General features: G+C 53.8%; 13 protein-coding genes. All 13 read right to left on the bottom strand.

Features of this window, described 5'->3' with window-relative positions; translation table 11 throughout:
* Positions 1 to 470 precede the first annotated feature (470 nt).
* Positions 471 to 974, bottom strand: coding sequence for a DMT family transporter (locus tag NYE26_RS13865; protein ID WP_339256575.1), 504 nt, complete (start codon positions 972 to 974; stop codon positions 471 to 473).
* Positions 975 to 992: 18 nt separating this feature from the next.
* The gene (locus NYE26_RS13860; RefSeq protein ID WP_036728608.1) at positions 993 to 1,418 is read right to left on the bottom strand and encodes a DMT family transporter; all 426 of its coding nucleotides are present in this window, start codon (positions 1,416 to 1,418) and stop codon (positions 993 to 995) included.
* Positions 1,419 to 1,603: 185 nt separating this feature from the next.
* Positions 1,604 to 2,005 (bottom strand): NUDIX domain-containing protein, encoded by a 402-nt coding sequence (locus NYE26_RS13855; RefSeq protein WP_036728610.1) that lies wholly within the window; start codon positions 2,003 to 2,005, stop codon positions 1,604 to 1,606.
* A complete protein-coding gene (locus NYE26_RS13850; protein ID WP_339256573.1) occupies positions 1,998 to 4,034 on the bottom strand; it encodes a translation factor GTPase family protein in 2,037 nt (678 codons plus the stop codon). The genes NYE26_RS13855 and NYE26_RS13850 overlap by 8 nt, the downstream gene beginning before the upstream one ends.
* 9 nt (positions 4,035 to 4,043) lie before the next feature.
* Positions 4,044 to 5,027, bottom strand: a complete 984-nt coding sequence (locus tag NYE26_RS13845) for an aldo/keto reductase (protein ID WP_339256571.1) — start codon at positions 5,025 to 5,027, stop codon at positions 4,044 to 4,046.
* 133 nt (positions 5,028 to 5,160) lie between these two features.
* Entirely contained in the window at positions 5,161 to 5,469 is a 309-nt protein-coding gene (locus NYE26_RS13840; RefSeq protein WP_339256569.1) for a hypothetical protein, read from the bottom strand.
* 60 nt (positions 5,470 to 5,529) lie between these two features.
* The gene (locus NYE26_RS13835) at positions 5,530 to 6,363 is read right to left on the bottom strand and encodes a GNAT family N-acetyltransferase (RefSeq protein ID WP_339256567.1); all 834 of its coding nucleotides are present in this window, start codon (positions 6,361 to 6,363) and stop codon (positions 5,530 to 5,532) included.
* Positions 6,364 to 6,390: 27 nt separating this feature from the next.
* Complete coding sequence (locus NYE26_RS13830) at positions 6,391 to 7,677, bottom strand: HAMP domain-containing sensor histidine kinase (protein WP_339256565.1); 1,287 nt, start codon at positions 7,675 to 7,677, stop codon at positions 6,391 to 6,393.
* Positions 7,664 to 8,344 (bottom strand): response regulator transcription factor, encoded by a 681-nt coding sequence (locus NYE26_RS13825; RefSeq protein WP_339256563.1) that lies wholly within the window; start codon positions 8,342 to 8,344, stop codon positions 7,664 to 7,666. The genes NYE26_RS13830 and NYE26_RS13825 overlap by 14 nt, the downstream gene beginning before the upstream one ends.
* 29 nt (positions 8,345 to 8,373) lie before the next feature.
* A complete protein-coding gene (locus tag NYE26_RS13820; RefSeq protein WP_339256561.1) occupies positions 8,374 to 9,156 on the bottom strand; it encodes an ABC transporter ATP-binding protein in 783 nt (260 codons plus the stop codon).
* 266 nt (positions 9,157 to 9,422) lie between these two features.
* Complete coding sequence (locus NYE26_RS13815; protein WP_339256559.1) at positions 9,423 to 11,774, bottom strand: ABC transporter permease; 2,352 nt, start codon at positions 11,772 to 11,774, stop codon at positions 9,423 to 9,425.
* Between the two features lie 149 nt (positions 11,775 to 11,923).
* Entirely contained in the window at positions 11,924 to 13,096 is a 1,173-nt protein-coding gene (locus NYE26_RS13810) for an alanyl-tRNA editing protein (protein ID WP_339256557.1), read from the bottom strand.
* 3 nt (positions 13,097 to 13,099) lie between these two features.
* A complete protein-coding gene (locus tag NYE26_RS13805; RefSeq protein ID WP_339256555.1) occupies positions 13,100 to 13,534 on the bottom strand; it encodes a GNAT family N-acetyltransferase in 435 nt (144 codons plus the stop codon).
* Positions 13,535 to 13,537 lie beyond the last annotated feature (3 nt).

Genomic DNA, 13,537 nt, shown 5'->3' with positions numbered 1-13,537 from the left:
TTTCAGGTGCACTTCTGCACCTCATTTTCCACTTTTAGATGTGTCTGGCGATTTCAGGTGCACTTCTGCACCTGATTTGCCGCTTTCGACTGTATCTAGCGAATTCGGGTGCACTTCTGCACCTGATTCCCTACCTTTGGCTAGTTTATGCCCCGCGCAGCAGTAGCAGCTCTCGAATGTATTCGGTTTTCCGCACACATTCGGCCCACACGCCCTCGCAATCACTATTGTATTCGGTTTTCCGCACACATTCGGCCCACGCGCCCTCGAAACCACTATTGTATTCGGTTTTCCGCACACATTCGGCACACTCGCCCTCGCAACCACCAATGTATTCGGTTTTTAGCACACATCCGGCCCACAGACCTCACGCCAGCCCATTGTATTCGGTTTTCCACACACATCCCAAAAAAGCGTGCCATCCGCATTCCTGCGGTGCACGCTCTTTTCCGTTAATGCAAATGCTTCCGTTAATCCGTATGCAGCGCTCCCTGCGGCTTGCCGGAACCTGAGTTCCCGGCGGGCTCTCTGGCATCACTTTTGCCACCCAGCTTGAACACCAATATCCCGCCTACGATAATAAGCACGCCGATCAGCTGGTTGAACGAGAACGGAACCTTTGCCAGGCCCAGCCAGCCCAGTGAATCCCAGAGCAAGGCGAAGCCGAGCTGGGCAGTTAGTACAATCGAGATGGCATAGGTAGCGCCAAGAATTCTGGTAGCCTGGACCAGGCAGATCACGACCCCCACGCCGATCATTCCGCTTAACCAGTACCAGGGCTGCATGTGCTGCAGCGTGAACATATTTTTCCCTTCCATAATCAGCCCCATGACGAGCGAGGCGGCGAAGCCCATGCCCAGCACTAGTGTAGTGGTTGACCAGGAGCCTGTGTGCTCATTAACCTTGGCGTTGAAAATATTCTGTAAACTGACCAGCGCGCCCGCGATCAGTGCAAGTACTAACCCTGTTAACATATCTTTTGCCCCCTTCGTTTAGAACTTCAGTACAACTACCCCGAGAATCATCATCCCGATGCCGATAAACTGCGGCAGCTTCATTTTCTGCCGGACGACTCCGAACCAGCCCCGGATGTCAATGATAAACGTCAGGCAGAGCTGGGCAATCAGCAGCGCCGAGATCGTCAGCGTAACCCCGATGTTCTGAATCGCAGTCACCTCGCTGAAAATCACGAAGGCGGCCAGACCGCCGCCGCTGATGTATAGCGGATGTACCTTGCGGAAGCCGTGCTTTTTCCCGTCCCGTACCACCAGCGCTATCGCTAACGCCATAATGAATCCGGTAAGCTGGGTAATGGTGGCCGCCTGCCACGTGCCGATATCCTGACTGATTCTGGCATTGGCTACCCCCTGAAGTGTAATGCAGGCTCCGGCCAAAAATGCGAATAGTATTCCTTTCATCTGTCTCTCTCCTCTATTTGCTTCTCTGTACTTATTAAAAGCCAGTTCGCCGGATTGTGGAAGGACATATGTCCTATTTGGTAAAAGTGTACTCGCCTCGCCGCCTGCATCGCCCTGCTAAAGAGACAACAAGCCCGTTTCAGGCCGGGTTCCGGCTCAAAACGGGCTTACTCTCTCTTCTATATTCAGGAGATGAGGCTCATCTCCCGCAGCTTGTCCATGATGATGACGCTGACCGCCGATACCCGGTCTATGTCCTTATAGGTTAACCAGGCCAGCTCTTCAATCTCCGAAGCCGGGGCAAGCTCACCTGTGAAATCTGCGGTAAGGCAGGTCATCCGCACGAGCACGCCTTCCGCTTTGCCATGGGCCGGAGCCTCGAAGCTTCCGAACTCCGCAATCGTCTCCGGCAGGATCTGAACGGACAGCTCCTCCTCAACCTCACGGATCAGAGTCTCTGCATCACTCTCGCCGGGCTCCCGCTTGCCGCCGGGAAAATAATAAGTGTCTTTACCTTTGGATCGCGCGCCCAGCACCTTGCCGTCTACGACGTAAATCCAGGCTACCTTATCTATTACATTAGTCATTGTCAATCTGCACCTTTCCTTCTACTTCACAATGAAACGGTATTGCTCTCTTAAGAACCGTGTACCCGATCCTGCTTGCTGCTTGAATATGCATATGCTGTCCGGCCTCTTCCCAGGGTACAGCATATCCCTCCCCCTTGGCACAAAAAATAGACGCCGAGGAGTAGGCCGGATCTGCATTTTTATTATAATTCCGCTGCTCCACCACCGTCTTGGTCTGATGGCAGGGCTCATATCCGGCTACTCTGAGCGACATCGATCCCTTGCCCTGCGTCATCGCTGCCAGTCTCACTCCGTAATTCATGAAGCTTGCCGCCGGAACTGTGCCGGTAATTACGGCCTTGGACGGTGTGATATCCGGGGGATTGAAGCGGCCTCCAGCCTGCTGGATATCACTCATAACCTTTCCCACATCGTCCGGATCTATCCGGATTTTCAGGTCGTAGACCGGCTCCAGCAGCAGATTCTCTGCCTGCTCCAGCCCCTGGCGCAACGCGCGGTAAGCCGCTTCCCGGAAATCGCCGCCGCTCGTATGCTTATTATGCGCCCTTCCCGTAAGCAGGGTGATCTTCAGATCCGTCAGCGGGGAACCGGTCAATAGGCCGTGATGGCCGCTCTCCAGCAGATGCTGCTCAATCTGATGCTGATAGCCTGCCGCCAGATCATCCGGGTGGCAGCGGTTAATGAAGGTGATCCCGCTCCCGCGTTCCCCGGCCTCAAGCATCAGATGAACCTCGGCGTAGTGGCCCAACGGCTCGAAATGCCCACAGCCATAGACCGTACCGGCAATAGTCTCCTTATAGAGAATCTCCGGCGCGCCAAAAGAGATCTTAAGCTGAAACCGCTCCGCCACAATCTGCTCAAGAATTTCAAGCTGTATCCCGCCCATCACTTGAATATGCAGCTCCTGAAGATCTTCATCCCAGCTTACATTCAGTGACGGATCTTCCGCGCCGAGCTGTCCGAAGGCATGCATCAGCTCCTTCAGGTGCACGGGCGGCTTGAAGAGCACCTTGGATTTCAAGGTGGGAATAAGTCCGCTGCCCTGCGCGTCCTGAAGTGCGCCCACTCCCGCACCCGGAAGCACGGAGCTTAGGCCTACAACGGCGAACAGCTCCCCGGCGGCGGCCCAGTCCGCAGCACTATAAGCAGTACCGTTGTACTTGCGGATTCCGGTAATCCGTTCAGATATTTGTTCTGACTCGGGTCCATACGTCAAGAACTCACGGTTCTTCAGGACTCCCTGCAGCGCTTTGATGTAGGTGATGCGGGTGCCTCTGGCATCGTGGCGGATCTTGTAGACCCTCCCGGCAAAAGGCAGCGTATAATCGTACTCCGTGAACGTGAGCGCATCCAGAACCTCCAGAAATTCACCCACGCCCTGGTCCAGCAGCGCAGAGCCCTGCATACACGGAAAAATCTCTCCGCACTTCACCATAGACCTCAGCGCACTGCGGCAATCGCTGTCCGTCAGCGTGCCTTCAAGATAAGATTCCAGCAGCGTCTCGTCGCGTTCGGCAAGGAACGATTTCATCTCCTCGGTCCATGCTGCTTCCGGCTGCTCCGGCAACAGCAAGGCATCACCGCTAAGCAGTTGCCGGATCTCTTCCAGGACCCGTTCAGGATCACTGCCTGCACGGTCGGTTTTGTTAATGAAGATCAGGGTGGGAATCCGGTGCTGGCGCAACAGCTGCCAGAGCGTTTCGGTGTGGCTCTCTACACCCTCCACCGCGCTGAGAATCACCACTGCATAGTCCAGCACTTGCAGACAGCGCTCCATCTCCGGGGAGAAATCGACATGGCCCGGCGTATCCAGCAGGAAATAGCGGGCATCCTTATAGGTGAACTCCGCCTGATCGGCGAAGACGGTAATCCCGCGTGCTTTTTCAATCTCATGGGTATCCAGGAACGTATCCTGATGGTCCACACGCCCCCTGCTGCGGATGGCTTCGGTATGGTAGAGCAGCTGCTCGGCGAAGGTCGTCTTCCCGGCATCTACATGGGCGAGCAGTCCGACAGTTATATTCATACAGTACCGCTACACCTCTCCACGGATATGCGGAACCACTTCTGAATGGTAAAAAGCAGCCAAGCGCTCCATATCCCCTGGGTTGAAGGAGGGTACATCCAGAGTGGCCAGATTATCGTTCACCTGAGACTCATTCTTGAAGCCCGGAATCACACAGCTGACGGCCGGATGGTCCAGAATCCAGCGCATAGAGGCCTGTGCCATATTGCCACGTCCTTCAGTGATCCACTCCAGCTTCTGCGCCAGTTCTACACCTTTAACAAAAGGCAGCCCGGCAAAGGTTTCGCCCACATTGAACTGCTCCCCGTTCGCGTTGAACTTGCGGTGGTCGTTGTCCTGGAAGGTACTGGACGGCGTGAATTTGCCGGTCAAGAGACCGCTGGCCAGCGGCAGGCGCACCAGGATGCCTGCACCCTTGGCAGCAGCCTGCGGCAATAGCTCCTGTGCCGGCTGCTGGCGTAACAGATTGAAGATCACCTGCAGCGCCGCAACGCCAGGATACTCCAAGCAGAGCAAGCCCTCCTCGATAGTCTCAACGCTGACGCCGTAGTGACGGATTTTACCCTCTGCCTTCAACTGGCCTAGCGCCGCGAACACACTCCCATCACGCAGAATCTCCATCGGCGGACAATGGATCTGATACAGATCAATCGCTTCCCGCTCCAGACGCCGCAGACTCTGCTCACAGTATTCGCTGATCCGGCGCGCGGAGTAATTCTCCGGGTCATGGATATCACCGGCGCGGCAGAACTTCGTGGCAATATGTATCTCATCCTGCTTGCCCCGGGTCGCCTTGGCGAGCAGCTCCTCCGCATGGCCTCCGCCATAGACATCTGCCGTATCGAAGAAATTCACGCCCTGCTCCATCGCCGCCTGCAAGCCTCTCAGCCCGTCCTCATCCTTGCTATTCCCCCAGTCCCCGCCAATCGCCCAAGTGCCAAAGCTGACCTCACTGACAGACAGACCCGTGTTTCCCAGTTCGCGGTATTTCATTCTATGAACCTCCGTTTATGAGTTTGTGTGGAACCGTTCACAACTCTTCTTATTATGAAGGGTTTGGGCGGTCAGGTCCAGTTGGTAGCCGGATTGAACTTGAAGCATGGTCGTCCTTGCGGCGAACGAACATTCATATGGACTTCCCGCCTGCGATCTGGACGATCTTCTGAATCGTGCCGGGTACTTCATCACTGTCGTTGATTACAAACAGATGCTCCGATTCATGAACGGCATAATCCACTAACGTCCGGGTCAGAGCGTCCTTGAGCGTATTCGCCCCTTGCTTGGGCAGCAGACTTTCGTACCGGGTATTGATGAATTCAGCCAGATCATCCCGGTCAATGACAACCGATTCAGGTAAGCACCGCTCTAATTCTCTGGCAAATGTGGTCTTCCCGCTATGCGTTTTACCGACTGTAAGGATTGCTAACCTCTTCATCAATACCGCTCCTATACGATAAAAGTATTAAGCTCTTTCGTTCTCTCTCTGCGGGTACGACTATCCTTCCATGACAAAAGCAAATACCGGATAACTCTCCACCGGCTCGAAGCCGAGCCTCAGCGCCAGCTTATGTGAAGCCACATTCTCATGCGTTGTTTCCCATAAAGGAAGCATTCCCTGAACGAGATAGTGACTAATTAACGATACAGCGGCGAGTGTAGCATAGCCCTTCCCGCGCTCCGATTCTGCATAAGTATCTACATCAATGAAGTACCTGTTATTCACGCTGAAGCCGTTATTTTTGCAAATAGAGACCACTTCATCCCTGATCTTCACTACAGCACCAGTGGTTGTCAGCCCAATGAACCTGTCCTCTCGTACAGACCCCTTATGGGTGAGCACGGGAAATTCCTCGCAGGCGACAGATAGATCTCCCTCCAAGGGGATAGCAGCACGCCTGTTTTTTAGCTGAACAAATCGTTCGCTATTGAACTCATAGACCGACTCCATATGTCTGTCTACGCTCAGCCCGGCAATCTCCAGCTTCAATAGTTCCGTCCATGAATCACTATCATCCGTATAGATCTCGAACCATTTCTCTTGCCTCTGCTGGCAATCAGGTACGACTACCGTCTGCAAAAAAACCATCAGCTTCAGCCGGTTGATCTCAGTACTGATATCTCCGGCAGCATACATCCATCTCCCCGTAGCCCATACCACAGCCAGTGTTGGTGCTTCCGTATGATCAGCAAATACCCGCCCGGGATAGTTCTCCAGCAGGACGGATAAGGCGGGAATGTACTGCTTTTTACCGGCGTAAAAATCATAAACCGCAGTATAATTCCCAGGTTGCAGCTCCATCAGCCCATTAAGCTCATTAAGCTCATTCATTGCGATCTCCTCCATTCAAGCCTCTACTTAATACCGCAGCACCAGTACAAACCGCATACCCCGCTCAAGCGGCTCCGCGAAGATATCGCCGCCCATTTTCTGCAGCAGCTGCTTGCAGATGAAGAGGCCGAGGCCATTGCCCGGCTTGCCGTCCGCATTGGACCCGCGCCAGAAGCTGGTGAAGATATGGGGCAGCTCGCTCAGGAGCAGCGGCTCTCCCGAATTCTCGATCACAATCAGCTGGCGGTAATCCTCCTCGCGGAAGGTAATAGAGATCGACCTGCCGTCTCCATACTTAATGGCATTCTCAATGAGATTATTCAGCACCTCATGCAGCCGTTCTTCGTCTCCAAGCAGCAGCTTGTCCTGATAAGCACCTGCCGTGAGCTCCACCTTCAGAAGCTCCAGCCGCTCCTTATGGTTACGGATGACCTTGCCGACCAGACCGCTAAGATAGAACTCTCCCGGGGCCACCTCTATATTCTGCAGAGAAGAGACGGAAGCGGTGATGATCCCGCCGATCAGCTGCTCCATTTGTTCTGCTTGCTGACCAATCAGCCGGGCGGCCGATTGCCGCTTGACTTCGCTGTCATAGAGGCCGTCCGCCAGGGCGCTGGCGTAGAGCCTGATCGTGGCGACTGGGGTTTTAAGCTCATGCGAGAGAGACGCGATCAGCGTCTGGCGGTCCTTTTCCAGGCGGAGATTCGTCTCTTTCTGGGTATCCAGTGTCTGCCGCAGCAGGTCCAGCCCCCACACGAACCGGCCGAAGTACCGGCTACGGTGCTCCTTCATACCTATGCTCAGCTGCCCCCTGGATAACTCATAAGGTAACTCCTGCAGAGTATGGAACGGCCGAAGAATCTGCTTACGGATGTAGAACAGCAGCACCATCACGGCTCCAAGCGCCGCCAGCAGGAACAGATCCAGAACCAGAAGCGCATGAACATCCGGCCCGGGCATCCGATAAGAGAACCTTAAGTATCCTGCGATTTGCTGATCCGCATACAAGGGCTTGACCATGAATTCATTGCTGTCCTCCACCTCGATACCGGCAAAAAAGCGCTGAACCTCATCCGGCCCCGCCTCCTTCCCGATCCAGCTTAAGCCGTTCACGTAGGTATACCTGTTCAGATCAGGCAGCAGTTCCTCCGGAGGAATTCCTCGCTGCACCTGCTCATAGATTCGGTTGATCTCTATCCGGTAAGCCTTCCCGGCCGTCCCTGTCTCCCTGGAGGATACATATCCATTAAGAGCCGCTATGAACGTCAGCCCGAGAAGTAACGCCCAGAGCATCAGCCTGTTAAATGCCTTCATATTTATATCCCACTCCCCAGATGGTAACGATGCGCCTTGGATCTTTGGGGTTATGTTCGATTTTGTCCCGCAGCTTGTTCATATGTACGGTCAACGTGGACGGCTCACTGAAGCTGTCTGCCCCCCATACCTGCTGGAACAGCCACTCCTTGCGCAGCGCTTTGCCCTTGTTGCTCATCAGCAAGACCAACAGCTCGTACTCTTTGGCTGTCATCCCGAGTAGCTGACCGCTTCTATATACTACTCTTGCGGTCTGATTCACTGTAAGTTCGCCATCCGTCAGCAGCAGCTTGTTCTCGTTCATCTCATAACTCCGCCGCAGGTGCGCCTTGACCTTCGCCGTCAGCAGAGGAGCCGAGAAGGGCTTCTCCAGGTAATCGTCCGCACCCAGCTCAAGCCCGATAATCTTGCTCTCATCCCCGTGGCGTGCGCTCATGATCAGAATCGGCAGATTGAACTTCTCCCTGGCGATTCTGCATACGGCGAAGCCGTCCAGCCCCGGCAGCATAATATCGAGCAGCAGCAGCTTGACGGCATTCGTCTCCAAATAAGCCAAGCCCTCTTCCGCAGAGGCCATACTGCATACAGAATATCCTTCCACCTGCAAAAAATCCTTCATCACCTCCGCCAGCTCCGCATTATCCTCAATGATCAGAATGTCCGCCACGGTTCTCTCCTCCTGCTGCTTGCAGCTTCTTACCAGCCCATCTCCATCAGCCAGCCGGTCAGGCTGCGTTCACGTTCCCTCGGACCTTGCTCCGGCATATATTTGCCCAGCACATGCTCGCCCTGAATATTTCCATCTACCATATACAGCACCTTATCACTCTGCGCGGCTACCTTCACATCGTGTGTAACCACCATCAGCGTTGTTCCTTCCCGGTTGATCCGGCAGAGCTCGGACATGACCTCCTGTGCGGCTTTGGAATTGAGCGCACCTGTCGGCTCATCTGCGAACAGCATAGCCGGCTTGTTGATGAGCGCCCGGCAGATGCAGGCCCGCTGCAGCTGTCCGCCGGACACCTCTGTAATGTCATGGCCCGCTGTCTCCATAATGTTCAGCTTCCGCATCAGCTCATCGGCATATTGATTCACCTCGCTGCGGCTGCGTCCCTGTCCGCCTCTCTTGCCGCTCAGCGACTCATAGCCTGATAGAATAATATTATCATAAACCGAGAGATTGCTCAGCATATGCATCTGCTGGAAGATGAAGCCCATTTTGTGCAGCCGCAGTTCAGCCATGCCCTTCTCAGAGAGCTGCGAGAGACTCTCCCCGTCAAAGACCACCTCGCCCGCCGTAAGCCGGTCCATCCCACTGACGGTATAGAGCAGCGTAGACTTACCCGAACCGGACGGCCCCATGATAGACACGAACTCCCCGGCATGAAGCGAGAAATTGATATTCCGCAGCACGTTATTCTGACTTTTATTGACGATATAGGTCTTACATAGGTTGGTTACTTCCAGTACTGCTGCCATTTCGCCACTCCTTCTTTTCTTTTAATATAAACGCTTGGATCTATTTACAAGAATCACAAAGTTATAAACATTGAGCTTAATCGTCGCTGCGGTGAACATTTGGACTTCCGGCCACTGTTAGGTTTGGATTTCCTGATTTGGACCGCTGCTCACGGTAGAAATCCAAACCTAAAGGCGGACGCTACCGCTCCTCCAGTTCCAAATTTCCCCTCCGCTCCTTTAGCTTTTTGTTATTTCCCGTGATTCTTATTCTAGAATCCAATCGCCTATTCCTTATTCATATTCCATATCTGCACACGCTTGATCTGGCCGCAGCTGGTATACACTGCCAGCATGACCACGGCAAGGATCAGCAGCGGATACAGCAGATAGACCTGAAGCGGAAGAATATTTAACTGGAGGCTGGTCAGTCCGAAGATCCGGAAAATGAGACCCAGCAGGCGGCTGCCTAGGGTGTTCGCAGCGATAACGCCCAACACCAGGGAGACGGACATAATAATCAGAATGCGCAGCGCCTGCCACCGCCGGATCGCGGCATTCGTGAAGCCGATGCTTTTCATGACAGCAATGCCGTGAACCTCCTTCGCAATCATCAATCGGACGAACAGGCTGGTGATGAAGAACGTAATGAGGCAGATGATAGCCGTAAGCAGCCCATTGATGCTGTGAAGCTGGCCCATGAAGCCGCCCGTGATCTCTCCCAGCAGTTCAAACGAGGTTTTGAAGCCTTGTTCCGGGAATTGCTGCTGAATTTCCTTCATCATCCCTGCCTTCGCTTGCTCCGGGGCATGGAGTTCGCCGGAGAACATGTAAGCGGGTATTGTCTTCAGCTCATAGTCCCGTGCAATCCAGACCGCATACCCCTCGTTAGAGATACTTTGGAACAGTCCGCTGATCATGAAGGTCCCCTGAACCCCGCCGATTTCAAAAGTAATATTATCGCCCACCCGCTTCCCGTATTTCCCGGACATGATGGTTGTAATCGCAATTTCATTCTTCAGGAGCGGGGCTGTCCCTTCCAGAATCTCAACAGATCCGTTCTGATCATTCTTCTGGCCGTTGATCCGCCGGTTGGCCTGCCCGTTATCGGAGATATATTTGGTACTTACCGTATAATTCGCTGTAAGCGTGACCTCGAAGCCCTGATCCTTCAGCCGCTTGGACAGGAGTGCCTTGTCCTGTTGGATCTTCTCAACGGGTTTCTCTGCCACGACGGTTGAGCTATAAAAATCCGCACCAATTGTACCTAAATATTCCAGGAACTTAGGAGTTACAATGGTATTGGTCAGATTGACCGGGATCAGAATGATCGCGGAGCTTAGGATCAGCGTCAGGATCAGCGAAGTGTAGCTCTTGAGCCGGTTCAGCACATCGCTCAGCGCGAGGAAGAACGGGGGCCGGAGGAAACGGCTTTTGTGTAAATGAATGCGCCGGGATGCCTTGAAGCGTTCGCCGGTCTGGCCTTGCCGGATTGCATCGATGGCCGAGGCCTTGTTAATCTTGCGCATGCAGAGTAAGCAGAACAGCAGAATGAATGCGATCATAACCACCGTGCTAAGCGCCGAGATCATTATATTGGTGCTGCCTCCGGGTAAAATCATATACTGCGAGGTTTTGCGGGACATCAGCGCAGTCAATGGGAGACTGATGCCGAGTCCGAGAACGCCGCCGAGACAGGCCAGCCCTGTATATTTTGTCAGGTAGAGCTGCTTGATCGCCCGGTTCCTGAACCCGATGGCCTTCATAACGCCAATCTCCTTGTATTCATCCTGCAGAGTGGAGACAATGGTGAAGCGCAGGGTCAGAAAAGCAATGAAGATCAGAAACACGCTAATTGCAAACATCATGGCCGAGATCATCCGGTCCGTCATATAAGTCATCTTGACCAGCGCCTTATCCACCTCGAAGCTGATGGGCAGATCACTGTTCGCAAAAGAAGATGATATCTCAGTAGACGCTACACCCGGTGCCGCCACGAAGCTCCATAGATTCATCCGTTTATCTTCGGGCACCAGCTTCTCTATTTCCTTGAAATCCTCTGCTGACAGCATGAGGCGCTTCAGTCCCAGCAGATCTGCCCCCATGAACGCATCCTTGAAGTAACCGTTCACCGTGAACGTTCTCGTAATCTCACCGAACTTAAGCTTCAGCTGCTCTCCCGGTACGATACCACTGCTTAGCATCAGGCTGGCCGGAAGACCGATCTCCCCTGGGCGAAGTGAATATCGCTCATTGTCTTCACCGAAGACCAGGTTCACCTGCTCAGGAATGGCGGACAGCACGAAGCTTACATTTCCCGAGAAGCTCTTGCGGCCTTCAGGCATCGTAACCTGATTCAGTAAGAGATTGAGCTGCCGTTCTGTATAAGCTGTCTCCACCTTCTTTTCCTGCTTGACCCAGTCTTCTACTGCCGAGTTATAGACGGGGTCATTGGCCAGCGTGATATTAAGATCCGCCACCTTGCTGGCTTCGATGAAGCTGCCCAAGGCGCTGGAGGTGGAATACATCAGGCTGGAGCTGCTTGCGGCTAGTGTGGAGGCCAGGATGATGAGGATCAGCAGAACGGTATTCATCACCTTTTTACGCCGCAAATCCTTTTTTAGAATAGTCAGGAACACGTTAATTTTCTCCCTTCGTCAAGCTCTGTCCTGATTATAAGACTTCAAATGTTAAATAATCCTTAAGTCGGTCCAATCCTTGCTTACCCTATGAAAACAGCAAAAAGAGCTACGGAATAAACGCTCCATAGCTCCTTAACTGCCCTACCTCAGAATTGCCCTTTAGCAAAATTGTAAAATGCCAGTGTGTCTTCCCATGCCGGGAATCCGGCCTGAGCCAGCTTGTCGCTGCCCCCGCCCTTGCCCTGGTATCCGCCCAGATGAGCCTTGAAAAATGCCCCGCACGAGAATTCCGCAGAGCCGCTATGCGCGAGTACGGCCTTATTCTCCGCCGCACTCAGCAGCAGCACCGGAAGGTCGGTCAACGCCGTCAGCTTCGCAGCCAGACTCTGTAGATCCTTAAGCGTTCTCCCGTCCGACATATGCGTGAGCACCCGGCTGCCCTCTTCCATAGAAGCTAACAGGTCCCGGGCCAGATAGCTGTCGTTCTGCTCCTTCACGGCAGCCAGCTCTGCTACCAGCAGCTTCTGCTCCTGCTCCCATTTGCTGATCCGGTCCATAATTTCGTCCTTGTTCGTATTGAATTTGGCCGACAACAGACTCAGGATTTGCATTTGATCGTTGAATTCCGCAAGCGCCCGGCTCCCGCATTTGAAGGTAATCCTGATATTGCCCTTCTGCTTCTCGGACCGCAGCAGCTTGATCATCCCAATCTCCCCTGTCGAAGACACATGGGTGCCGCCGCAGGCGTTATGCTCAACACCTTCAATCTCGACAATCCGGATGTCCTCCGTTACCTTAGGAAGCTTCACCAGCGGCAGCTTGGCCATTTCCTCTGCGGTCACGAAGTAGCTGGTAATTGCGCGGTTCAGATAGATCTGACGGTTCACCTCTTGTTCAGCCTCCGCCAGCTGCGCCGCAGATAGTTCCGGCAGATCAAGATCAATCGTGGCATAATCGCTGCCCAGGTGGAAGCTCTGTGTCAGTGCCTGATACAGCTCGCGGAATACCGCCGACAACAGATGCTGGCCGCTATGCTGCTGCATATGGTCGAATCTCCGGCTCCAGTCGATGGCGCAGTCTACTTCAGTCTGCCCGGGAAGCTGCGCTACTTTATGCAGTACCTCCTGATCCTCCAGCACCACATCCAGTACAGCAATCCCGCCGATGGTACCCGTATCGCAGGGCTGTCCGCCGCCGTGCGGGTAGAAGGTCGTCTCCGCAAGCGTCACATAGCTCCCGTCTTCACGCTCTATCGCGGAAGTGATCACGGTACTCCATTCTTGAATATAAGCTGAATCATAATATAGCTTCTTGGTCATCCCTTAAGCTCCTCCATTCGCGTCCGTTGCAGGTCCGAAGAACTTCTCCATGACCACGTAATCCTTGCCGCCTTTGCTGAACACTTCATCCGTTCTCTGCATGCCGAATTTCTTGTAAAAGCCTGCCTTGTACGTTCTGGCATTACAGAAAATCCGCCGCACCCCCGCCTTCTCCGCTTCCGCAAGAACCGTCTTCAGCAGCTTGCTGCCATAGCCCTGGCCCTGCTCCAGCTCCAGGGTAGCGAATTTGCGGAACTGTGCATCTGTGCCGTTGACGAAGAGGGATAACACAGAAACCAGACGCTCCCCCACATACAGCCCGTAATGCTTGCCTTGATCGTCATCTGCCAGCTTAATATAATCCGGCTCCCGCTCAGGCCACATCACTTCATGCCTAAGCTTCCATACTTCTTCCTTATGTATAAGCTTGATCTCCATCTC

Source organism: Paenibacillus sp. FSL P2-0136 (assembly GCF_037975325.1).
Taxonomy (GTDB): Bacteria; Bacillota; Bacilli; order Paenibacillales; family Paenibacillaceae; genus Paenibacillus_AQ; species Paenibacillus_AQ silagei.
Note: the sequence above shows the minus strand (reverse complement) of the source record. Positions and strands in the feature narration are given on the sequence as shown.